Genomic DNA, 21,767 nt, shown 5'->3' with positions numbered 1-21,767 from the left:
TCTCTTCAGTGCGCCGACGACTCGAACACGACGGGCGCGGCGTCGACGTGAAGGTCGACGTCGCGGCTCCCTCGCCCGAGCTGCCCCATGAGATTGTCGCCCCAGCACGCCACGCGTCCTTCACGCGACAGTGCGCACACGGCCCGATCCATGACGGCGATCGCCACGGTTCGCTCCGCGAGGCCCTCGATTCGCCTCGGGAGGAGCTGATCGAGTCCTCCGGCAATTCCGACTTGTCCACTGCCGTTTTCGCCCCAGCAATAGACGTCTCCATTGGAGGCAATCGCGCACGTGTCGTTGCCGCCAGCCGCGACAGCGACCGCATGAACGTCACCCGGGAGGACGACGCTTGCCGGAAAAAGCTCGTCGGCGCGAACCCCGGTCCCCAACTGGCCTCGGTCGTTTCGCCCCCAGCAACGAATCGCCCCGCGCGCGAGGACGCACGCGTGCGCCGTCCCCGCCACGACGCTCGAGACGTTCCCGATTCCAATCGATTTTGGCACCGCGTCGATCGGTGTCGAGGTCGTCCGGCCGAGCTGCTCGGCGGTCCCGGCGCCCCACGAGAGGACTTCCCCAGCGTCGGTGACGGCGAAGGCGTTCTTGTTGGTGCCGGCCGTGGAGTGCACGGCGCTCGAAACACGATCCGCGAGCGCCGGTGGCCGTGACGTTCCCGCGTCCGGGTCGAGCGCTGCGCGCGCGAGCTGCAAGAAGTCGTTCGATCCCCAGGACCAGAGCCGATCGTTCGTCGTGACGGCGAGCGTGAACGTGCCCGCGAGCATGACGCTCTTGGCGCGCAGATTCTCGACACGAACCGGAACCGGTTGGGGCCCCTCCGAAGCGCCGGAGGCGAGCCCGAGCTGGCCCCATTGGTTCGAACCGAAGCAAAACACGTCGTTCGCGTTGGACACGGTGCAGGTGGTCCCTCTCGCACCGTCCCCCGTCGCAGTGAGGGCCACCACGCCCGAAACGCCTTGCACCACAACCGGGTTTCCGGAGTATCCAGGCATGGTCCCCCCGTCGTTGTCCCCCGTTCCGAGCTGCCCAGAGGCGTTCGATCCCCAGCAGCGCACGGAGCCATCCCGCAGGACGACGCATGCATGTCCGCCACCTCGCGCGGCCAGGTGCGTGACGCAAGGATCGCCCGCGCAAGTGACGTCGAAATCATAGGGCTGCGGCGTGACGGCATCCGCGTCATCGCCTGCCTCGACCACATCCGCAACGTCACCCGATCCGCCGTCGTTCGGCACCGCGTTCACGCGAGGCTCCGCGTCACGCTCGGACGACGAGCAGGCGGCAGGAAGAAGTGGACAGAGAGGCACCCACGCGAGCAACCCCAACGCCGCGAACGAAGAATGCCTCCCGCTCATCGTGCCGGACCTTTCAATGCGTATCCATCACCGACGACCCAAGCCTCGGTCGCATCTCCGTGCACGTCGAAGATCGGACGCGGCACGAATCCAAAACCCATGCTCAGCGAGCGACGCTCCAAAGCGCCGTCCGTGAAGCGGAGGATCACCCCAACTTTGTACGGAATCCAGACGTCGCCGGAACCCAGAGGCAAAACAGGAATCGACGGACGTAGGCCCGCAGCAAAGTCTGACATGCGAATAGCGAGATAGTCGAGCGCGTCCATGACGGCGGTATTGCTTGCCCCGAACGTGCAGTACTCCAGCGGCAGTACGTTTTGGAGCGCATAGTAGCCCGTCAGAAAGATCCGCCGAGCCTCGTCGGGATCATCCGTCACGGTCGCTCGCACCGGGACAAAGCCTTTGAGCGCCTGGATCGAATCGTTGTAGATCGATATTTTCGCCGGCGAGAGTTCGAAGACGTAAGGTACGTGCCCGATCGGATCCCACATGGTTGTGGGCGGGAGCCCCTGCACGTAGCCGGCCGCGAAGGTTCCTACACCTGCACGCGCGAAGAGCGTGGTGATACGAACCCCTTCGACGGGAATCGGATGACTCGTCAGCGTCACGCCGTCAAAGTGATCGAGCACCCCCTCGCGGCCCGTGAACCATAGGTCATCCTTGTTCGGGCCAGCGATCTCTCCGATGTTTTCTACGTGTCCGACTTCGATACGACGGAAGACACCGTCCGAGCCTCGATGGACCAAGAGCCCACCCTCACCACCCACCCAGACATCCGTCGGCGACGCCCACAGAGCGTAGAGTGGATGGTTCGCACGATACGTCGTCGTCCAGCTCGTCCCATCGTAATGGAGGACATCGCCCTCGAGGCTCACGCTCCAGACGTCGTTCGACGCAACTTCCCACACGCGCCGCAACGAAAGCGACAGACCTGCTGCAGACAGCGGGAGCCTCGTCTCGCAGAAACCTGCATCGCCGCATACGAGCGGCCGTTCCGCGTCCGCGTCGAACTGGCCCGCGTCACCATCCGCTACGCCTGCGTCGTCCTGAACAGGGCCGCTGTCGACGCGATCACTGCCTGCGTCGGATTCGACGGGGGCGTCGGTGCTGTTCGTGGCGCACGCGCCGAGGGCCGCCAGCCCGAGAAGGGCGATGGTCGCCGGGATGACGGGCCGCTTCATGGAAGTGCTCCCCAGTGGAACATGGCTCTCTCTCCCCCAATCCACATATCGTCCGATGCCGCCCCCCAGATGCTGCGGAGGTCTCCGTCATACTGACCGAGCGAGACGCGTGACCACTTCTTGCCGTCGAAGTGGAGGACCATGCCCGCGCTGCCCGCGGACCAGATGTCGTCCGGCGCGAATCCAAAGATGGCATTCAAGGTCTCCGTCGTGCCGGTCTCCTCGACATGCCATTCGGAGCCATCGAAATGCAGAATGGCGCCGCCACTGCCGGCCGCCCAGAGCTCCTCTCCAATCCCCCACGCAGCGAACAGGTCCGGTTGCAACGGAACCGTGAGGACGACTCCCTGGCCAAGAGGCGACACCGGATAGCGCGTGACCAAACCGTGATCGCCGACGAGCCAGAAGGCTTTGTCGGGGACCAGAAAGGTTGCGCGCGCGTTGACCGCTTGAACTTCGCCGGTCGCAGGGAAGATGGGGGCCGGCACGAACTCGATCGCGCCCGCATCGAAGTCCGAAATACGCCCGAGAACGGACGTGGTCATGGCTGGTCGGCTCACGTACGCGTCTCCGCTCGGGAGTACGGCGATCCCGGACAGGGCTCCAACGTCGACCGGAGAGCGGAATCTCCGCACGCTGTTTGCATCGAGCCCACGACGGAGAACGAGGGTCCCAGAAACGCCCCACATCTCGTCGTCGGTCATGAAGACGCTCGAAATCGTTTCGGTGACTCCTGACTCCAGCGCCGCCCACTGCTTGCCATTCCAGTGCATCAGCAGGCCGCGCGCGCATGTCGCCCAGACGTCGTTCGGCGAACGGCCTCCCATCGCGGTTACGGCTCCCACCGCGAGCGGTGTCCCAACCCGACAAGCTTTGTCCGTCGCGCATGGTCCGAGGTCTTCGGCGCCGGCATCGCCGCCGTCGGAGAGCGCGCCGTCCTTGGCGGAGTCCGGCGGGTCGAGGATCGTCCCGCCGTCGCCCATCGTCTCGCCCGTCGCATCGGATGCCGCGCAGGCTACGACGGCAGCCACGACCGAGAACGATGCCACGGCAAGGGCACCGCGAAAGCACCTCTCGATGCTGAAGTCCGCGTTCATTTGGCCGTCGGTCCTTCCGTTTCGCAAGGAGCCACTAGGCATTTGCCCTCGGAGCAAACCTGCCCGATGGCGCAGGCCTGCCCGCAACCACCGCAGTTCCGATTGTCGATCCGCGCGTTTACTTCACATCCATTTTCGCGAAGACCATCGCAATCTGCATAACCGTCTAGACACTTCCCTGAGCACGTGCCGAATGAACAGGTGGGCTCGAAATGCGGAAGGGAGCTTCCCGGACAGAGGTTATTGCAGCCTCCGCAGTTCTGCGGGTCGTCATCGAGCCGCCTGCACGGCATATAGCCGCCGCCGCAATACGTTTCGCCGTCGTCGCAGAGACAACGATAGAACGAATCCAACCCACATTCCTTGCCTGCGGAGCATTGGTCACCGCAGCCACCGCAGTTGTCGTTCGTATGAATCTCCACCTCGCAGCCGTCTGCCGGATTTCCATTACAGTCACGCCCCAACTCTTCATTGCATTTCGGACGCCCACATTGTCCGTCGACGCACCCGTAATGCATGCTTCCGTGGAGCTCCGGCTTGCCGGGGCCGGTAGGATCGCAGGCGTTTCCGCATGCTCCGCAGTTTTGATCGTCCGTTCTCAAATCCGTGCATAGGCCGTCGCACGAGTCCGGGAACCCACCCCACATGCAAGGATTGATGCACGTCCCGCCATCGCAAACCAATCCATCAGGGCATTGATGTCCGCATTGACCGCAGTTGGCCGAATCGCCCAGTGTATCGGTCTCGCAGCCATTGCTCCCATCGTTGTCACAATCGTGCCAACCGGTTCCGTAGCAACCGAACGCGCATTGCCCGTCGACGCACGTCCATTTGCTTTTCGTGTCCACCTCGACCCCCCCGCAACGAACCCCGCATGCGCCGCAGTTGTCGTCGTCGTTCAGCAGGTTCGTGGAGCAAGGAAACTCCGACGAGGGACACGTCGCCCAGGGCAGCGTGCAGGTCGTCACCGCACACATGCGCGTCTCGGACGATGGCGCATCGCCGCCGCCGTCGCCGTCGCCGGCATCGGGGGTAACGAAGGTGTCGTGGGGAGGCGAATCCTCGAGGCTGACGTTTTGACGCTCTCCGCACGAGATGACGAGCAGCACCAGAGCCGAGCCGGCGAAGGCGTGGGCGCGCCATTGCGCGCGGACATCGCGGGAATTCATCGCGAGGGATCTCCGAGGAGCTGGGCGACGCGCGCGCGGTAAATCGAGTCCGGGTGCGTCGCGACGAATGCCTGGCCGAGGCGGCGCGCATCCTCTCCACGACCGAGGGCGAAGAGGACTTCGATGCGAAGGACCGTTGCCTCGTCGCCGACGCGCGGATGCGGAAAGCGACGGTCGAAGTCCGTGAGGCGCTTCTGTGCGCCGGCGGCGTCACCTTCGCGGAGCTTCTTTCGCGCGCCCTCCAGGGCCGCGAGCTCGAGCGCGAGGAGGTCGGCATCTTCGCCTTGCGCCGCGACGGCCTTCTTCGGTGCGGGCACCGAAGGGAGCTCCCAGACCGACGTTCCACGCACTTGCTCGCCGTCTGCGACGACCTCGACCGAGGCACTCGCGGCCGGAGGAACCGGCACCGAGGGCGCGGCGGCGATCGCCGGAGCCGGAGGCTGCTTCACCGACCGAGAGGTCACCGAGGCCACGACGCCGACGAACGCCAGCGCACCGAGCCCCGCCACGGCGAAGCCACCCCACGAACGAAACGCGCGCGCAGCGAGCCCAGCGCTCGCGGGAGCCGCACGGACCACGTGCTCGTGGATCCGCGCCTGGCGCGCGGACGCGTCCGGCGCTTCGTCGTGCCGCGCAGCGTCGAGGAGCTGCTCGACGAACCTGCGATCTTCGTTGCTCATCGTGCGCCTCCTTTCGCGAGCGACGCGCGCACCTTCCCAGCGAGCTTGGCGAAGACCTCGCGCGCGCGGCGGAGGCGTGAGGTTGCCGTGCCGAGCGGGGTATCGAGGATCTCGGCGGCGTCGGGGACGGAGAGCTGTTCGATTTCGCAGAGAGTGAAAATCATGCTGAGCTCCAACGGCATCGCCGAGAGAATCCCGTCGAGGATCTCGAGGGACTGCTGCTGGCTCATTTCTTCTTCGGGGTTCGGGCGCGCCGCGACGAACTGCTCGAACGCAGGTTCGAGCTCCTCGCGGCGGCGTGCGAACCCGCGCCGGCGCGAGAGGGCGATGCGAAACGCGGACTGGTAGAGGAAGGTCCGTTCGGCCTTCGGGTGGATCGACGGCGCCTTTCGGTGGAAGACGAGAAACGCCTCCTGGGCGACGTCGTCCACCTCGAACTCGGGGACCCCGACGCGCCGGATGGCACGACGAAGGGCCCCGTAGTGGGCCGAGATGGCGGTGCGCAGTCGCTCGTCGTGCACCCGAAGCTCCAACGAAGGGACGGGCAGCGCCGTGCGAGCGAGGTACGTCACGCTCGGAGACTGCCGACCAAGGCCGAACCGATTTCGAAATCGTCATCCTCTTGCCCGATTTCCGGGCGGCGCGATCAGAAGATCGGCAAAACGGCGCCGAAGGTGGCCGTAGGGACGAGGTTCGGCGTGGCGAACACCTCACCGCCGATGGTGAGGAAATCGTAGCGAAGGACGGGCGCGACCAGCCCCACGGACGCTTCGAGCTCGACCGTATTGCCGAGCGCCGCACGCATGCGGCCCACCCCGCCGAGCGAGAGCCATGGCCGGAGCTCTGTCCGCCCCATGGCGATGTCGTCCAGCGCGGCGCGTTGCACACCGATCTCCGCGCTCGGGCACACCGCAGCGCTGAACGTGCGCCCGAACGCGACCCATCCCGGGCAGGCGTCGATCTGCAGCCACGCCATGCCGAAGGAGAGCGTGCCTTCGCGGTGCGTCTCCGGCACGCGCGCCCCGAGATTCAGGCCCGCACGAAGCGACGATCGAAACCGGTGCATGATCCCCAATTCGCCGGACACCCCCGCCCCGTAGACGAGACCTGAGCCAGCGGCATTTCGCGCGCCGAGGGCGAAGCCGACCGCGCCGTCGACGACGACCGATCGCGACGCGGGAGGCCTGGCGATGCGTTTGCGCGGCGCGTCGCTCGTCACCGCGCGCGAGGCTTGTTCTTGCTCCACGACGGGCAGCGACGGCGGGGCGGGAGGGGGAGCGGGCGGTGCATGCGCCTCGGCGGCGAGACGTTCGAGGTACGCATCGAGCGCGATGGCCGAGAACAGTGCGAGTCCTCGCACGACGTCCTCGCATCGTTTGGCGGCGACCTCTCGCGTGCCTTCCTCCTCGACGGTGAGCAGCGCGACCCGCCCGCGATGGCCCTTTTCGTCTTTCGTCACCTCGATGCGGAGCGTAATCGGAGCGTCGTCATCGACGATCGCCTCGGAGTGCTGCGCGAGGAGCGCGCGGAACCGTTGTTCGTCCGGACACGTCGAGGGCGCCGAGAAGGAGATCCGTGTTCGGAGCTCCGATCGCTCCTGCGCCGACGCGCGGTTCGATGCGAGCCCGACCAGCGCCCCCACCGCCAGCACGACGCAACGCTGCCGTGAACGACGTTCGCCCCGCATCGCGTCTACGCGTGTCCCGGCGCGCAGGCCCGCCGCGCATCGCGAGGCGAGCGAACGGTCGCGGACGACGCCATGACTCGTTGAAATAGCAGCTTCAGCACGCCGGCGCAGCGTCGACGAGCCACGCATGGCGATCGAGGTCAGCCGTGACGAGGGCCGCCGTCCACACGCGCGCTTCGATCCAAGCGAACTTTGCGCGCGCGGAGCACGACGATGCGCATTCCCGAACACCATCGCGGGCGCCGTGCATCGCCGCCATTGATCGAGCGTCACCCGCCTTGGCGGTGACGGGAAGCCATATCGAGGCCACGTGACTCTCAGAGCCGCGGCGGCCCCCGCGGATTCCGAGGTCGTGGGAGCCGTCGAGGTCGAGTCCACCGAGGTCTCTCGATGAGGGGCTTGCGACGTTCGCCGCGCGCGTCGGAGAGGGCCGCGGGGACCATGGCCAAATCGACCGATACTGGACGACCTTCGACACACGCTCTGGGGGCGGCGGCACATAACGTCTGAGTTGGTCGCGGAGAATGACCTCAGCGCGCAGGCAATTACGCTGAGGTTCGTGTCTTCATAGACAAATTCGGCGAGATTCTTGGTGCGCCGTGGGGTAACGTTCATCAGGGGATTCTTGGGGTATGAAATGCGTATATATAGTTTGGTTTAGAGACCTTTCGTTCCCACGGGACGATCCGGACTACGAATGGCCTGCCGTTTTTATTGTTGATGGCACGACGCCAGAGTCCTCGAAGGAGTGGGGGGATAGATTGGCCGAGAGTTACGCCAAGAGAGCCGAGGTGTTGCTTCTCAGCTCCATGGTTGAAGCCGTTGAAGAGTCAACGTTACCTGGATTGGAAACCCTACCTGTGATCGCCGAAGGCGAGGAAGCCACCGACCGCAAAATCGGTTGGTGATGAGCTTCTCGCACGCGGGGTGCATACGCCGATCTTGTTGCGGGCAGCGCCGCTCGCGACGAGTCTGGCAGCGCGCTTCCACCTTGCTGATCGAAATCGCTACCTCCACCGAGTTGACCCAGTGATAACGGACAAGCCTTCACTCTCGTTCCGTCCCATCGACATCGCGCGCGACGCCGCGCTGTGCCTTGAGTTCCGCGCGGATTCGTATGAGGCGTCGTTCGGAGATGCCAACGAGTTCTGGCGCGATGCGGGCGCGGGTGGAGAAGCGTACCTCCGGAAGCTCGCCGAGCGGTCAGAGGCGTGGCCGGGCAGCTGCGCTCACGTCTGGCGTGCGGACGATTGCGTCGGCCAAGTGGAGCTACGCTCCGATGGCGATCTTGGCTACGTAAACCTCTTCTACGTGCGCCCCGATCTCCGCGGCACCGGGCTCGGGCGCCTCGAACACGAGTACTCGATTGCGCTCTTCCGAAGCGCGGGATTCGACCGGGCGTACTTGTACGTCAGCGAGACCAACGTGCAGGCGAGAGGCTTCTATGAGCGCATGGGATGGCACACGACTGGACGTCGCCCCGGTTCCCCGCAGCTGCTGCGCATGGAACGAGCGCTCTGAGGTAGTCGACGTCGATCGACGGACCTCTTCGTTGCTAGATTGTCCTCGTGCAAGGAATTGAGGAGCCCTCGAAGACTTGGGATGTTCGCGACCACAGCGCGTCCGGTGTCCTGTTCGAGGGGGTGCTCTGGATCATTCGCAGCGTTCTGCAAGATGGATGCGTGATGCCGGAATTCCCGCGGGCGCGTGCGAGCTCCGAAGCAGTGCGCGCCGGGGGCGGCGCTGGCAATAGCGGGGACATGGACCTTCAAGCGTCTTGGGTCGTCTGGATGATCCAAAGTCCGCTGATAGCGCTGACGGCCGACCCGCTCGTAGAAGTTCCAATGAAGCGCATGCCCCGCAAATTCGTAAACGGCGAGCCGCGAAGAAGGGGTTAGGGGCGGGCGTCTCGCGATGGGGTGACCCGACGGCGTAGGATGGGAGCGATGACCGTTATCGCGCGCCGTGGACTGAGCCCCGACTTCTTCGCGGACCTAGAGGGAGGTCTCCTTGCGCCGCTCCGAGAGCGCGTCGAGCGGGATCGGACTCTCTGCCTCGAGCTGCGCGAGGACTACATCAACGTCTACTACCGTGGCGGGAACGTGATGCGGGTCTCCCCGGCCGCTGGAGGCTACTCGGCCTTCTTCGACCCCAAGTACTTCGAGGGGGCCGCGCCACCGATGCCGTCGCCTCGTTTGCGGCAGCCCGCCGACGTCGCCGCGTGGATCACCGCGCTGCCCAGGTTGAAGGAGGCCATGGACCTGTGGCTCGGTAGGCACGCCAAGGACGAGCGCGAGGTCCAGCAGCAGCTCCTCCGCGACAACAACCTGGGCGGCCAAGCCGGTGACACCGATTTCTACGTCTGCGATATCGAGTATGCGAACGACCACGGGCGATTCGATCTCGTCGCCGTGCATTGGGCCTCGACCGCGCTCGAGCGCAAGAAGGCTGATGGTCGACGCCTCGTGCTCGGGGAGGTGAAATACGGCGACGACGCACTCGACGGCGTCGCTGGTCTTCATGCGCACGTCGCCGACGTGAACGCCCACTTGGCCAACCCCGACAACGTCGCGGGCCTGAAGCTCGAGATGGTGAGGGTGTTCAATCAGAAGCGCGCGCTGGGGCTCATGGAGTGCAAGAAGGATCTCGTGAGCTTCAGCGATGAGGTGCCGATGCTGTTGCTCGTGCTGGTCAACCACAAGCCGCGGAAGTCCAAGCTGCGCGAGCTCCTTCGCACGCTTCCGCCAAGTCCGCACGCCGAGCTGCGCATCGCCACGGGCAGTCTGCTTGGCTACGGCCTCTACGATCCCGCGGTTCTAACGATCGAGGAGGCGCTTTCGCGTTTCGAGACGTGCATCTGATGCCAGCGCGCCCCGGTGCGAGGGAAGCCGCCGCCGGGGACAGCGAAGTCGAGCGCAAGCCAGCAACGTCTCATGAGCGAGTCATGTGAGGATGCCGAGGGCTTCACAGACGAGTGTCTCGATCGGCCGCCGCCACGGCTCGTCGTACTCCTTTCGGTCGATCACGAGGAGAGCGCGGTCGGCTTCGGAGCCACGGAAGCCCAGCGAGAGCAGCGCGGTGCGTACGTGTTTCCGCGCGTCGCCGTCTTGCGTTTGCTCGGGCGCGACGTGTCTCGTCTCACCGATGAACGACGTCGACGCTGTAGAGGTGGCTGCTCTCGCGTCGTTGCACTTGCGCTGGGAAACGCTGGGCGGTCCGGCGGACGGTGCGTTGCGATCCGGCCTTCGCGTAGAGCGCTTTCGGGAGGTCCGGATCCGGGCTTCGACGTGCGAGCGACCGAACACGCGCTCGGCAGCGTCGCGGTTGTGCGCTCGGCATAGGACGCGGAGGTTCTCGGCCTCGCCACTGCCGCCCAGTGCCCGGGCCGTTACGTGATCGATTTCGAGAAACGAGCGCGCTGGACACCGCTCGCCGTTTTCGCCGACGAACGAACATTGCATACCGTCACGCTCGAACGCTTCCCGTCGGGCCGCGTGCGTGACGTACCCGTGCTTCGCCGACGGCTTGCTTCGGCGCGCTCGCGAGGTCGTACCGAGTTTCTCTTTCGAGAGTTTCTCGATCAGCAGCTCGACGGCGCGTTCGACGATGACCGCGAGATCTCCACTCGGATTTTGGTGACTCATGAGAGCACGCGCGAGCTCCAGCTTGTCGCGAAGGACCTCGTTGGCAGTGAGTTGTACTTTGTAACGCCGCTCCGCGATGGCCTGTAGCTGCGATGGCGGCACGCGGCTTGGTGTGGGCGCCTGCGACGAAGTGGTCGAAGAAGACGGCCGACGGTCCGGCAGCTTCCGAATCGACGCTTGGACGTCGGGCTTCGGCGCCATTCGTGCCACGAGCTCTTCGACCTCGCGCTTCTTTTTGCCGCTCGCGGCAGCGACGATCTCGTCGACATTGCTCTCCGTGAGAAGGTCGCGCAGAAGCACGAGACTCGAGAGATGGATTCGGCCCGAGGCAATGGCGTCCAGCAGCACTGGCAAACGCCGAACGAGACGCGCGGCCGCGAGCCGTCGAAACGCTTCTCCCTCGCTGAAGCCGAGTTTTCGCGTGCAAAAATCGAACATCGAGGAACACGCGAGCTCGAGATGGAGTCGTCGCTCTTCGATCTCGACGAGATAGACGATCACCCTTGCGAGCGACCGCCGCTCCGCGCCGACGAACGACTTCACATCGAGGAGAATCTCTTCATTCGAGACCTCCGCGAGAAGTCTCGGCGCCGCGTCCGCATGGACAAAGCCTCTCGCCGGCTCTCCTCCGCTGCCAATCTTCTCGCACAGCCACTCGTCCACGGTCCGACGCCACGCCTGCCGCGTCTGCCCAGTGAGCTGTTCGCCCTCGGCCCGATCCCGTTCGTTCATACGCCCCTCCCTGTTCGCCCCTACACCCTGCGAGCTCGAGCCCGGAAAACTAATCACATAATATGTGTTCGCAAGTCCGTTGAAGATCTTCTTTCTGGCAAATGCATTTTGTAATTCCGTACGACGCAGTGGCCGTTTCATCGCTCTCGAGCTCGAACGCTTCCTCCTGTCTCCGGCAGCTCGGAACGACGCTCTTCAAACAGAACGGCGAACGAGTAGACGGGCTGAAGAAGACGCGGTTCAATGCGCGTGGAAGCAAGCCCAGATCGACGGAATGAAAAACATCTCACTTCCGGACGAACCCAGCAGCCAGCGAAGGCTCCTTGCACGCAAGCTGGCTGCTGAAGGCTGGGGTGTGGCGAGGACGGTGCTCGAGGAGGTCGTGTCAGACTTGACCTATCTTGATAATCCAGAAGGAAGGGAGTTCTTCGAGCAGGCGAAGCTGGATGGATTCGTTGCCCACATCCATACATGGGAGCGAGAAGTCATTGGGGCCGGCAGTGTGGAGGGCGGTGGGCTTGCGGCAGATTTTCTGACGTTTGCTCGGCGAGTGAAAGAGGCGGGCGCCATCGCGCTCTACTCCGATGAAGAACAACACTGGGCGGATGGTGTCACACCGAAGGGCCAGGACTTCGTCCCGATACTGGGCGAGCCGCGACGATCCCGCTGAATGGCTCGAGCGCTGGCCCGGTTACAGATTGGAGACTCTCTCGCTCGAGGATTTGTCGTCGGGGTTTCTCGCGTCGATCAACAGCGCCGACACGTTGGCGGGACTCGGCCTGACCGCCAACGCTCTCACGCTGTTTCATCCCGTCGGCCTTGGTGAGGTGCTCGCGGCAGAGCCGTCATCCGGAGACTGAGCTTGCTTGCCATGGTTCGCCGCCCATCGGCATGTTGGTGCCACTCGCCGGTCGCACACGCGATATGCTCCGGAATCGATGGGCGTGCGCGCTTGGGCGTGTGGGATGATCTGCTTGGCGGCCTCGACGTCGTGTCGGTCGGCGCCGCCGCGTCCTGCCAACGTCGTTGCGGTCGAACAGCCACCGCCCCCGAGCTGCCGTTTCGTACTGGAGAACGTCTCCGTCACGGCCGAGCCGGACGGCGCTTCGCATCGAATCTTCGCCTACGGCGTCGACGCCACCGTCGAGGTACCGAGCTATCGCGCCGAGGTGACCCGCCCGCTTGCCTTCCGCGGTCGCGTCGAGCCGATCGGGCTCTTCGACTTGAAGCACGCCAAGGACCTCGGCGGCCTCTCTCTCGCGGCGGGGTCGGTCGCCGTGCAAGCGCACGCGGGAACGGGGCGGCTCCTCGAAGCGGACGTCGAGCTGCCCATGGAGCCCGGCTCGAACGTGACGATCCGTGGCGTCGCCGTCGCTTGCGACGAGCTCGTCCAGCACGCCTTCGTCACGCGAAACGATGCGTCTATCTCTGCTCCGTCCGGCGTCCCGCGAATTCTCGAGCGGGACACGGAGCTTCGTCCGAAGGTCGATTCGGGGCCCTCGCCCATTCGACTCGCAGGCAGTGGCCTCGTGCTGTTCGAGACGGAGACTCGTGGAGGGCTGAGTCACGTCGTTCGAGCGTGGACCAATGGAACGCGGATCGACGGTTGGGTTGCAACCGACGCGCTCCGCGAGCCGACCTACTGCGAATGGCGGACGAGGCGGGAGATCCTCGGCGAACGCACGGAGACCATCGACACGACGGTCGCGCTGGGGGAGTCTTGTGGTTCCGGCGGCAATGCCATGGCCGGCCCGGGATTGTGGACGGGCAACGCGCGAGGCGATCTTCGTCTCAAGCGCTCGCGCGTCGTCGTCGCGACGGTGATCCCCGGCACGCCCGTCTACGCGACGCCAGGCGGAAGGCAGTGGGCCACCACCGCCGACGCCGAGCTCACGGTCGAGGTTCCGAAGCCGGACGCAACGTGGGTCCGCCTGCTCAGCGACCGCGTCGTCGGCTCGGATCCCGAGGACGGCGCATGGGTTCCACGAGCCGCGGTCCGTCTGCCGTGATACTCGGCGTGACGGACCGTGCGGTGACGAGGCACCTCCCCGCGCGCTGCCGAAGCTCGGCTTCTCACTCCTCGCGCTCGAGCGCCCTCCGCGCGACGCGTTCGAGCACGGCGACGTCCGCCCGGTCCTGTGGCTTTCCCGCAGCACGCTTGTTCGTGAGGATGTCTTCCAGCCCGATGACGGGACATCGCACCCCCGCTCCGAATTCTGCTTCGATGCGGTTCGGCCAGGCCTCCTCGAACGAGATGCCTTCGATCTTCGTGAGGATATCAATTCGACGCGGGGGATGCCCATCTTGAAGCCCGTGCCCAGCTGCTCGAAGTCCGCTTCCGTCAGATCTCCGAGTGGAGCGCCGAACGCCCGCAACGCTTGGAGAACGCGCGCGGCGTTGTCCTGGCTCACCTCGATCCAGATGTCGAGATCCTTCGTGGCACGCGGGCGCCCATGAACGCCGACCGCGTACGCTCCTATCACCAGAAACTTTGCGTCAGCGTCGAGTAACGACGAAAGCAGCTCGAGGAAGTCTTCGTTCAAGGTCGTCCCCGCTCAACTTTACAAAGGTCCCCAGCTCTTCGTCGAACACGCCGTGGTTGAGCGCCGCGATCGAATACAGCTCCCGGCTGAGGTCCCACGTCAGCGCCGCCCGCTCGTCTCGCGGCACACTCAGCCAATAGAGGTCATCCTCCGCAGCCGACTCGGACTCGGATTGGGGACCACGGATCACCTCGACCTTCCAGTTCGCGCGCGCAGCTCGGCTAGGTGACGAAGACACGTCCACAGCTTAGCACGCAGGATAGCGTCCGCCCGCGCCGTGTAGACGCTCTCCTCTCGCCTTAAGCGCGCCAGCGTGAGCGACCCAGCGGCGCATAGCGTCTCTGGGGTCGCGCGTTCTCGTCGCCCCGGTATTGGCTGGTCGTCGCGACCCTTCGAGGACGAGCCTGTCGCGTGACGAGGTCGCGTGACGGGAACTCGTTCGTTCGCTTTCGGTGTGCGAATTAGGATGCCCGACTCTCGGACCTCTTACCAGCCGTACCAGGCGTCGCGAAGCGCACCGATCTCGTGACGAACGACGCTTTCGTCGCGCTCGAAGAACGCGGCGAGCGCTGCGCGATCGTCCTCGGTGGCGCTGCCCCGCCTGGCGCGTTGGACGAAGCCTTCGAGCTTGTCGTCACCGCCACCGCCACCACCGAAGGCGAGCTGGCGTGCCTCGACGACATCGATCAGTCGGTCCACGAGGGCATCGACCGCGCTTTCGGTGAGGCCGGGCTGCAGATCTGCGCGCAGCTCGAAACCAAGCTCCTTGAATTCGCCCACGCGCTTCTTCTTGCGAAGTCGTTTGTTCATAGCGAGCGGACTCTATCAGGGAAGCAGCGTCCTTGACGCTCCAACGCGAACGAATGATCGATGCCATTCCCGGTTTCATCGGTGAGCCTCGCCTCGAGGCGGCGCTCGGGCGTCGTTCACTTCACGGCCGACAGGCACGATCGTGATCGAGTTACCACGCGCTCAAGGACGTAGAAGATGCTTTCGGGTAGGGGATGCGTTCTTCGCTTTAAGTCGCTCTGCGAACTCTCCGTGGAATCTATCGACGACATGCCGGGAGATATGGAATGGATATTCAAACCGGGGGGGGCACAAGAAACGATCGCTCGCCAGGGGATGATCGTTACGCTTCCGCCGGGAGCCTTGTGATGCTGGACTCTGATTTTCAGATTCGACAGGCCCGGATCGATGTGCCGCTCCGGAGCACATTCGCCTATCTGTTTGTCACCCCTGATATGGCGAAGTGGGACCCGTGGTGGCTGCAATTGTTCAACTATCTCACAAGCCTGGCCCCCGCCGAGCTGCAATGGCAGCTAGGACCGGCGGAGAACGTGTACGTCATGCGGCCAGAGTTGAGCGACGTTCAGCGCTCGGAGCTGGCTGCGTTCCTTCGGAGCGCCCCTCCCCACCAAATCGAGGAGCACCGGACGCTTCGACTGGCGGTCGGCCGCCTGAGCGGAGAGCAAGTAAGGAAGCTCCGCCTGGTGTTCTTTTCCGTAGGAATGGAACCCCTGTCGCGAGAGGACCGTGATCCTTCAACCGGACGTTGAGCCGTCTTCATCAAGGGCGGCGAGTCTATGCGAGGGGACACTACGATCGAGCAAAGCACGATAGCCAGCTCCCCGACCTCGAAGCCCTGGCGTCCTGGCGGCGCTTCGACGCCGTGCGGGTGATGACGAATGTCTCGCAAGAGGTTCTCTCGGGGCGCCACGACGGAACCCGCATCGACCACGTTCCCCCGGGGGAGGTGGGGCAGCTGCGCCGCGGTATGCCCATTGCTCCTTGCGGTCCAATGACCGTGAGGCAAGAGGGCACGGAGCTGGAACGTAAGCGGACGAGACCGCCGCGAGCTCGTGCGAGAGTTTGGCGTGAGACGACCGTCCTCGCGATCATCGCCACGCTGCTCACCATCGTGGCGTTGATGGTCCTGCGGCCGCTCGCGGCTTCGCTCGTTCTCGCCGCGTGGGGAGCGAAGCTGGCCAGGCCCCTTGCCGATCGGCTCTCCCGCGCCCTCGGCGGGCGACGCGGTATCGCGGCAGGTCTGCTCACCCTCGCGCTCGTCGTCTTTTTCATCGTCCCCACCGTCGTCGTCGTCGTGGGGGCGGTACCGGCCGCGAGGAGCCTCGTCGCGCAGCTGCAGCACGCCCACGACAGTCGGTACGCCCTCGAGTCCTTGGTCACGGAGGACGGCACGCCTACCCCCACGCGCGATCTGGATTACTTCGTCTCCCTCGGAAAGGACTTCGGCGCGACGGCGGCGAAGGTCCTCGGCATCGTGGGGTCGCTGTCCCTGTCGGTGATCGTGGGGCTCGTGACGCTTCTCGCGACCTTCTTCGCGTTCGTCGCCGAGGGCGAACGCGCAGCCGCCTGGTTCGAGGCGAACGCGCCGGTGGGGCCAGCGATCTATCGGCGCCTGGCGGCGGCCTTTCATCAGGCGGGTCGCGGCGTCCTTGTCGGCTTCGGCCTTACGGCGCTCGCGCAGGGAGCTCTCGCGACCGTGCTCTACCTCGTGCTCGGCATCCCGCGCGCAGGGCTGCTCGGAGTGCTCAGCACAGTCGCCGCCCTCATCCCCCTGACGGGTCCAATCTTCGTCTGGGCGCCGGTCGCGGCTGGTCTTGCCATCCATGGCGACACCGGCAAGGCGTTGACCCTGGCGCTCTTCGGCTACTTCGTCGTCGGTGTGGTCGACCACGTGCTTCGGCCGGTGCTCTCGCGACGCGCCAACCTCGGCCTGTCGACCCCGGCGGTGCTGGTGTCCCTCCTCGGTGGCGTCTACGCGTTCGGTCCCTGGGGCATCGTTTTCGGACCGCTCGCGATACGCGTGGCCGTGGAGGCCCTCGAGCTCGCTCGAGAGCACTCCGCGTTCGGGCGAAGGCCCCCGCGAATGGACAGACTCGCCGAGGGCGCCGCCTGAGCCCGGGTATCGAACCCGGCTTTCGCGTGTCAATCGAGGGAAGTCGGCCGACAGCGCTTCTGTCGCTCTACGGGGCGAGAACCAATGCCACCAATGCCGCGCGATTGTCGGCGTCGAACTTCGACAGCAGCGCGGTCATGTGGATTTCGACGGTGCGCTCACTGATATCGAGCTTCGCGGCAATGGTTCGGTTCGGTGCTCCGGTCACCACGAACCGCAGCACGCGAACCTGCGCGGGCGTGAGCCGAAGGCGCTTGGCCGCCGCGTCGACGCGACTGCCCACACGGTCTTCGTCGACGACCTGACGAAGCACGAGAAGAAAGTGGGACGACGCGCAGCCCGCGAGCGGGTGAACGCAATAAGCACCCTCCGAGTCGAGCGAGCGCCTCAGCTCGGTTGTCGCCGCGTGCGGGTCGCCGTCGAACCGCGCCAGCGCCAACTGGTTGGCGCCTTTGACGACCCCTCGTACGTCGACGACGACGGCGGCCGTACCGATCGCCTCCAGCGCGGCGGTCAAAGCGCTCTCCATCCAGACCGGGGGCGACGTCGTTTCCCGATTGCGTGGTGCCACGCGCCGGGACTTCGCAAACTCCGGGCCGGTCCGGCACGCTCGTCACTACGTGAAATCCCTGATCTTTCTGTCTCGAACGCGCGTGCGCACGCCGCGTGGTGCGCACCATCGAGCGTGCGCACCATCGCGCGCTCGATTCTGGCATCCTGGTCAGTGAGTCCCGATGGGCACCCCCGACCGACCCACGATCTCGTCTGCGACGACGCTCGACTCGGGCCACGGTGGTCCCGCGTCGACCGAAGAGCGAGGCCCAGACATCATCGCGCTCGTGATCGCCTGGTCTTCGCACGAGCCCGATCGCGTCGGAGAGATCGCCGTCTTGGCGCCGTCGTCGAGCGACGCCGCCCTCGGGCGAGGCGCCGACGATGTCCGCGGAGAGCCGCGCGTTCGCTTTTGGCGTCAGCGTCCGGGCACCCTCGGTCAGTGTCCGCCGCTGTCCTCGCCGTCCTTGTCGCGTCGTCAGCTCCTCGTTCGACCGACCGAACGCGGCCTTCGCTTGGAGCGTGTGGGCCGCTGTCCGATGCTGGTCAACGGCATCGTGCGCGACGTCGCCGAGATCGTCCCGGGGGACGTCGTGCAGCTCCGTTCCGAGCTGGTTCTCCTTTGCGTCGAGCGCCAAGCGCTCATCCCGCCAGTGCGATTTCTGCCGGCCTCGGCGATGGCGGCCTTCGGCGAGGTCGACCCGCTCGGGCTCCTCGGTGAGTCGCCCGCCATGTGGGCGCTCCGTGAGCGCATTGCCTTCGCGGCGAAGACGCCGAACCACGTTCTCGTCCACGGCGATTCGGGTACGGGCAAAGAGCTCGTCGCGCGCGCGCTTCATGCGCTCTCCGCCGATCCCCAAGGCCCGTTCGTCAGTCGCAGCGCGGCCACCTTGCCCGAGGGGCTCATCGACGCCGAGCTCTTCGGCAACGTTCGGAACTACCCGAACCCAGGCATGCCGGAGCGTGCGGGCCTCATCGGTGAGGCCGACGGCGGAACGCTGTTTCTCGACGAAGTCGGCGAGCTCCCGCCCGAGCAGCAGGCTCATCTCCTTCGCGTGCTCGATCGCGACGGCGAGTATCAGCGCCTCGGGGAGGGGCGCGTCCGTCGTTCGACGTTTCGCTTCGTCGCTGCCACGAACCGTGACCCGCGCTTGCTCAAGCACGACTTCGCCGCGCGCATGACGCTCCGCATCGACGTGCCCAGCCTTGCCGAGCGACGCGAGGACATCCCGCTGCTCGCCGCGCATCTCTTGGAGCGCGCGGCGCGTTCGAGTCCGGCGGTGGCCGCCTCGTTCGTCGAGGCTCGGCACGAAACGCGACCGCGCGTGCGCGTGGATCCCGCGCTCATCGAGATGTTGCTCGCGCGCGCCTATCGGACGAACGTCCGCGAGCTCGAAGCCATCCTCTGGCAGGCGATTGCCGAAAGCCAAAGCGATCGCGTCAGCGCTCCTTCGGCGTCGCGTGCATCGACGAAGAAGTCTCGCATGGTCGCGCGAGCGCGAGGAGAGGAGGAAGGCTCGCGAGCGCCTTCGCTCGAGGAGATCACGACCGCGCTCGCAGAGCACGGGGGAAGCATCCCGCGCGCGGCGAGGGCCCTCGGGCTGACGAGCCGCTTCGCGCTGAACCGGCTCGTCAAACACCACGGCCTCGACGTCGCGCGCATGGCAGCCGCGGCGCCCCGCGACGGTTCGGGAGGACGGCGCCCCAAGAGCGCCCCGAAGAACGCCCCCAAGAATGCGAAGTGAGCGCGAAGTGAGCCGGAAAATGAGCTCCGCCGTACGTTGCTCGCGCACCACCACCAGGATAGCCTGGCTCTATTTCCGATGTTCAGCCCCGACCTCGAGTTCGCGAAGCGTCATGTCGGTACGACCCTTTGCGGTCGGTACCACGTCGACGAGCTCCTCGGCGTCGGTGGCATGGCGGCGGTCTACCGCGGACGGCATCGGAACGGTCATCGCGTCGCGATCAAGATCCTCCACCCGGCGATCTCGCTGAGCGGTGATCTCCGCGAACGTTTCTTGAAGGAAGGCTACGTCGCCAACGCGGTCGATCATCCGGGGGCGGTTCGCGTTTTCGACGACGACGTCGGCGAGCAGCCGTTTCTGGTGATGGAGCTTCTCGAAGGCGAAACGCTGCACGCGCGCTGGGAGAAGCACGGCAAGAAGCTGCCGCCGGACGAAGTCTCGGCGTGGGCGTGCCAGCTCCTCGCGGTGCTCGCGGCGGCGCACGCCAAGGGGATCGTTCATCGCGACATCAAGCCGGAAAACCTGTTCGTCACGCGGAGTGGCGAGCTCAAGGTCCTCGACTTCGGCATCGCACGCATGCGGACCGCGCCCGGGCAGCTTGCCACCGTCACCGGACGCGTTCCGGGCACGCCGTCCTTCATGGCGCCGGAGCAAGCGCTCGGCATCGCGCGGGACATCGACGCGCGAACGGATCTCTGGGCGGTAGGAGCGTCGATGTTTTCGCTCCTATCGGGGGCGTTGGTGCACGAGGCGGAGACGACCGAGCAGATGCTCGTTTTCGCGGCCAGCCGTCCGGCGCGCGCGCTTCGGGTGGTGGCTCCAGATGCGCCGTCGGAGCTTGCGGCGATCGTCGATCGGGCGCTTTCGTTCGAGCGTGACGCGCGCTGGGCGAGCGCGGACGAGATGCGCGGTGCGCTCGAGAGCTACCGTGCGTCGGCGGGCTTCGAGATCGTGCCGGTGGTTCGTCAGGAGCGTCCGTTTCCTCGGCTCGTGACTTCGCCGGAAGCGGAGCGGCCTCCGCTCGCGGAGGCGCGTGGAGTGGCTTCGACGAATGGGGGCGTCGTTGCGTCGAAGGAACATGAGCCTTCGCCGGCCGCGCCGGGCGCCGGGGCGAAGCCGAGGCGCGCTCGCGGGTCGATGGTGGTGGCGATCGGGCTGGTGGTGCTCGGCGGCGCTGCGATGCTCGTGCCGCGATGGGGGGCACATCGGGCGGCGGGAACCGGATCGGCCGAGGGGTTGGCGTCGGCGTCGGCGTCGATGGCGGCTGCGGAGCCCGCCACGGAGCCCCCGCCGACCGTCTTACCGGTCGCCACGTCTTCGGCGTTGTCGGCGTTGTCGCCGTCCTCGCCGTTGGCCGTCGCGAGCGCACGCGCCGCCAGTTCCGCATCCCCCAAGCCGACCTCGAAAACCGCCCTGCCGTCTTCGACCGGCGGGGCGACCTCGCACGCACCGAAGACAACCCCTACCGCGCCGCCTTCGGTCGCCACCGCCGATTGCGATCCCCCGTATTACTTCGATCCGGTGACCTCCTCGCGAAGGGTGAAACCAGGATGCTGATCGGCCCTCGTTTGCGAGCGACCCTTCTCACCGCTTTTGCGCTCTCGCTCGTCTCGTCCCGCGCGCTCGCGGACGAAGCATCGTGCAAGGAAGGCTTCGAGCAAGCCGATCTCCTGCTCAAGTCGACGACGGGCGAGGTCAGGCTCCTCGAAGCGCGCGAGCGGCTTCGCGCGTGCGCCAATCCGAGCTGCAAGTCGTGGATGGTGTCCGATTGCACCAAGAGCCTCGCCGTGCTCGAGCAGCGGCTGCCGTCGGTGGTCTTCTTTGCGCGGACGGAACGCGGCGACGAGCTCCTCGACGTGAAAGTCGAAGCGGGCGGCGAATGGCTCGCCGAAAGGCTCGACGGCCGCGCCATCGAAACCGATCCCGGCCCGCGCACGTTCCGTTTCGTCTTGCCGAGCGGCGAGGCCTACGAAGTGAAGGCCGTGGTGGCCGAGGGCGTCAAAGCCCAGGCCGTGACGCTCAGGGTCTCCGCACGACCTACGACGGCAAACCCGGCCCTCGCCGCGGCGCCGATCACGACGGCTCCCGAGGCCAGCGGCTCCGGCTCGTCGCTGCGAACGACGAGCTACTTGCTCGGCGGCGCCGGCCTCGCCGGGCTTGCGCTCGGCACCTATTTCGGACTTCGCGCGATATCCCAAAAGTCCGACGCGAAGTGTGACGCCGCGGCAGAATGCGAGGACGGCGACGCCCTCGCGAAGGCACGCTCGTCGGCAATGATGTCCAACGTCGCCTTCGTCGCGGGCGGCGTCCTCACCGCGAGCGGCGTCGCCTTGTTCGTGCTCTCCACGCCCGACAGTTCCGTCCGTGCGTCGATGGCGCCCGCCGTCTCCCAGCAGGCGATGGGCATGACGATGACCGGAGCGTGGTGAGCTCGACGTCTCGCGTAG

The 21,767-nt window shown here is 65.9% G+C and carries 22 protein-coding genes; 10 read left to right on the top strand and 12 right to left on the bottom strand.

Annotated features, from left to right (window positions below):
* Nucleotides 1–5: 5 nt before the first annotated feature.
* The 8 genes from AKJ09_RS50450 to AKJ09_RS50415 form a co-directional block, all read right to left on the bottom strand.
* Nucleotides 6–1,367, bottom strand: coding sequence for an RCC1 domain-containing protein (locus AKJ09_RS50450; RefSeq protein WP_146655026.1), 1,362 nt, complete (start codon nt 1,365–1,367; stop codon nt 6–8).
* Entirely contained in the window at nt 1,364–2,548 is a 1,185-nt protein-coding gene (locus tag AKJ09_RS50445) for a hypothetical protein (RefSeq protein ID WP_146655025.1), read from the bottom strand. The genes AKJ09_RS50450 and AKJ09_RS50445 overlap by 4 nt, the downstream gene beginning before the upstream one ends.
* Nucleotides 2,545–3,645 (bottom strand): beta propeller repeat protein, encoded by a 1,101-nt coding sequence (locus AKJ09_RS50440; protein ID WP_146655024.1) that lies wholly within the window; start codon nt 3,643–3,645, stop codon nt 2,545–2,547. The genes AKJ09_RS50445 and AKJ09_RS50440 overlap by 4 nt, the downstream gene beginning before the upstream one ends.
* A complete protein-coding gene (locus AKJ09_RS50435) occupies nt 3,642–4,814 on the bottom strand; it encodes a hypothetical protein (RefSeq protein ID WP_146655023.1) in 1,173 nt (390 codons plus the stop codon). The genes AKJ09_RS50440 and AKJ09_RS50435 overlap by 4 nt, the downstream gene beginning before the upstream one ends.
* Nucleotides 4,811–5,494, bottom strand: coding sequence for a tetratricopeptide repeat protein (locus AKJ09_RS50430; protein WP_146655022.1), 684 nt, complete (start codon nt 5,492–5,494; stop codon nt 4,811–4,813). Before AKJ09_RS50430 ends, AKJ09_RS50435 begins: the two co-directional genes overlap by 4 nt.
* A complete protein-coding gene (locus AKJ09_RS50425; protein WP_146655021.1) occupies nt 5,491–6,066 on the bottom strand; it encodes an RNA polymerase sigma factor in 576 nt (191 codons plus the stop codon). Before AKJ09_RS50425 ends, AKJ09_RS50430 begins: the two co-directional genes overlap by 4 nt.
* Nucleotides 6,067–6,140: 74 nt before the next feature.
* Nucleotides 6,141–7,145, bottom strand: coding sequence for a hypothetical protein (locus AKJ09_RS50420; protein ID WP_169928654.1), 1,005 nt, complete (start codon nt 7,143–7,145; stop codon nt 6,141–6,143).
* 130 nt (nt 7,146–7,275) lie between these two features.
* Complete coding sequence (locus AKJ09_RS50415) at nt 7,276–7,491, bottom strand: hypothetical protein (protein ID WP_146655019.1); 216 nt, start codon at nt 7,489–7,491, stop codon at nt 7,276–7,278.
* Nucleotides 7,492–8,210: 719 nt separating this feature from the next.
* Here AKJ09_RS50415 and AKJ09_RS50410 point away from each other — a divergent pair.
* Nucleotides 8,211–8,702 carry a GNAT family N-acetyltransferase gene (locus AKJ09_RS50410; protein ID WP_169928653.1) on the top strand — a complete coding sequence of 164 codons (492 nt, stop codon included), beginning with the start codon at nt 8,211–8,213 and terminating at the stop codon, nt 8,700–8,702.
* A gap of 425 nt (nt 8,703–9,127) precedes the next feature.
* On the top strand, nt 9,128–10,042 hold the full coding sequence (locus AKJ09_RS50405; protein ID WP_146655017.1) for a hypothetical protein: 915 nt from the start codon (nt 9,128–9,130) through the stop codon (nt 10,040–10,042).
* Between the two features lie 81 nt (nt 10,043–10,123).
* Here the strand turns inward: AKJ09_RS50405 and AKJ09_RS50400 are convergent, their stop codons facing one another.
* Complete coding sequence (locus AKJ09_RS50400) at nt 10,124–11,557, bottom strand: HNH endonuclease (RefSeq protein ID WP_146655016.1); 1,434 nt, start codon at nt 11,555–11,557, stop codon at nt 10,124–10,126.
* A gap of 79 nt (nt 11,558–11,636) precedes the next feature.
* On the opposite strand from AKJ09_RS50400, the gene AKJ09_RS50395 reads away from it, so the two are divergent.
* From AKJ09_RS50395 to AKJ09_RS50390, 3 genes are all read left to right on the top strand, one after another.
* Entirely contained in the window at nt 11,637–12,227 is a 591-nt protein-coding gene (locus AKJ09_RS50395; RefSeq protein ID WP_146655015.1) for a hypothetical protein, read from the top strand.
* 28 nt (nt 12,228–12,255) lie between these two features.
* The gene (locus AKJ09_RS53995) at nt 12,256–12,417 is read left to right on the top strand and encodes a hypothetical protein (RefSeq protein WP_169928652.1); all 162 of its coding nucleotides are present in this window, start codon (nt 12,256–12,258) and stop codon (nt 12,415–12,417) included.
* Nucleotides 12,418–12,495: 78 nt separating this feature from the next.
* Entirely contained in the window at nt 12,496–13,566 is a 1,071-nt protein-coding gene (locus AKJ09_RS50390; RefSeq protein ID WP_146655014.1) for a hypothetical protein, read from the top strand.
* 64 nt (nt 13,567–13,630) lie between these two features.
* Here AKJ09_RS50390 and AKJ09_RS55900 read toward each other — a convergent pair whose 3' ends face one another.
* Complete coding sequence (locus AKJ09_RS55900) at nt 13,631–13,759, bottom strand: hypothetical protein (protein ID WP_275936725.1); 129 nt, start codon at nt 13,757–13,759, stop codon at nt 13,631–13,633.
* Nucleotides 13,760–14,586: 827 nt separating this feature from the next.
* On the bottom strand, nt 14,587–14,910 hold the full coding sequence (locus tag AKJ09_RS50380) for a 50S ribosome-binding protein YggL (protein ID WP_146655013.1): 324 nt from the start codon (nt 14,908–14,910) through the stop codon (nt 14,587–14,589).
* Nucleotides 14,911–15,176: 266 nt separating this feature from the next.
* Between AKJ09_RS50380 and AKJ09_RS50375 the strand changes: the two genes are divergently transcribed.
* Nucleotides 15,177–15,659, top strand: a complete 483-nt coding sequence (locus AKJ09_RS50375) for a hypothetical protein (RefSeq protein ID WP_146655012.1) — start codon at nt 15,177–15,179, stop codon at nt 15,657–15,659.
* Nucleotides 15,660–15,781: 122 nt separating this feature from the next.
* Complete coding sequence (locus tag AKJ09_RS50370) at nt 15,782–17,023, top strand: AI-2E family transporter (protein ID WP_146655011.1); 1,242 nt, start codon at nt 15,782–15,784, stop codon at nt 17,021–17,023.
* A gap of 67 nt (nt 17,024–17,090) precedes the next feature.
* Here AKJ09_RS50370 and AKJ09_RS50365 read toward each other — a convergent pair whose 3' ends face one another.
* A complete protein-coding gene (locus tag AKJ09_RS50365) occupies nt 17,091–17,540 on the bottom strand; it encodes a response regulator transcription factor (RefSeq protein WP_169928651.1) in 450 nt (149 codons plus the stop codon).
* Nucleotides 17,541–17,757: 217 nt separating this feature from the next.
* On the opposite strand from AKJ09_RS50365, the gene AKJ09_RS50360 reads away from it, so the two are divergent.
* The 3 genes from AKJ09_RS50360 (at nt 17,758) to AKJ09_RS50350 (ending at nt 21,749) form a co-directional block, all read left to right on the top strand.
* Entirely contained in the window at nt 17,758–19,320 is a 1,563-nt protein-coding gene (locus AKJ09_RS50360) for a sigma 54-interacting transcriptional regulator (protein WP_146655009.1), read from the top strand.
* Nucleotides 19,321–19,398: 78 nt separating this feature from the next.
* A complete protein-coding gene (locus AKJ09_RS50355; protein ID WP_146655008.1) occupies nt 19,399–20,877 on the top strand; it encodes a serine/threonine-protein kinase in 1,479 nt (492 codons plus the stop codon).
* On the top strand, nt 20,871–21,749 hold the full coding sequence (locus AKJ09_RS50350; RefSeq protein WP_146655007.1) for a hypothetical protein: 879 nt from the start codon (nt 20,871–20,873) through the stop codon (nt 21,747–21,749). The genes AKJ09_RS50355 and AKJ09_RS50350 overlap by 7 nt, the downstream gene beginning before the upstream one ends.
* Nucleotides 21,750–21,767: the final 18 nt, after the last annotated feature.

This window comes from Labilithrix luteola (genome assembly GCF_001263205.1).
GTDB classification, from domain to species: domain Bacteria; phylum Myxococcota_A; class Polyangia; order Polyangiales; family Polyangiaceae; genus Labilithrix; species Labilithrix luteola.
This window is presented reverse-complemented; position numbering and strand designations above follow the sequence as displayed.

Bases quoted from the DNA above. Each gene is read 5' to 3' on its own strand.
- AKJ09_RS50400 (WP_146655016.1), bottom strand. From the start codon at position 11,557: ATGAACGAACGGGATCGGGCCGAGGGCGAACAGCTCACTGGGCAGACG.
- AKJ09_RS50360 (WP_146655009.1), top strand. From the start codon at position 17,758: ATGGGCACCCCCGACCGACCCACGATCTCGTCTGCGACGACGCTCGAC.
- AKJ09_RS50370 (WP_146655011.1), top strand. From the start codon at position 15,782: ATGACGAATGTCTCGCAAGAGGTTCTCTCGGGGCGCCACGACGGAACC.
- AKJ09_RS50450 (WP_146655026.1), bottom strand. From the start codon at position 1,367: ATGAGCGGGAGGCATTCTTCGTTCGCGGCGTTGGGGTTGCTCGCGTGG.
- AKJ09_RS50405 (WP_146655017.1), top strand. From the start codon at position 9,128: ATGACCGTTATCGCGCGCCGTGGACTGAGCCCCGACTTCTTCGCGGAC.
- AKJ09_RS50350 (WP_146655007.1), top strand. From the start codon at position 20,871: ATGCTGATCGGCCCTCGTTTGCGAGCGACCCTTCTCACCGCTTTTGCG.
- AKJ09_RS50375 (WP_146655012.1), top strand. From the start codon at position 15,177: ATGGATATTCAAACCGGGGGGGGCACAAGAAACGATCGCTCGCCAGGG.
- AKJ09_RS50445 (WP_146655025.1), bottom strand. From the start codon at position 2,548: ATGAAGCGGCCCGTCATCCCGGCGACCATCGCCCTTCTCGGGCTGGCG.
- AKJ09_RS50435 (WP_146655023.1), bottom strand. From the start codon at position 4,814: ATGAATTCCCGCGATGTCCGCGCGCAATGGCGCGCCCACGCCTTCGCC.
- AKJ09_RS50355 (WP_146655008.1), top strand. From the start codon at position 19,399: ATGTTCAGCCCCGACCTCGAGTTCGCGAAGCGTCATGTCGGTACGACC.
- AKJ09_RS50430 (WP_146655022.1), bottom strand. From the start codon at position 5,494: ATGAGCAACGAAGATCGCAGGTTCGTCGAGCAGCTCCTCGACGCTGCG.
- AKJ09_RS50390 (WP_146655014.1), top strand. From the start codon at position 12,496: ATGGGCGTGCGCGCTTGGGCGTGTGGGATGATCTGCTTGGCGGCCTCG.
- AKJ09_RS50380 (WP_146655013.1), bottom strand. From the start codon at position 14,910: ATGAACAAACGACTTCGCAAGAAGAAGCGCGTGGGCGAATTCAAGGAG.
- AKJ09_RS50440 (WP_146655024.1), bottom strand. From the start codon at position 3,645: ATGAACGCGGACTTCAGCATCGAGAGGTGCTTTCGCGGTGCCCTTGCC.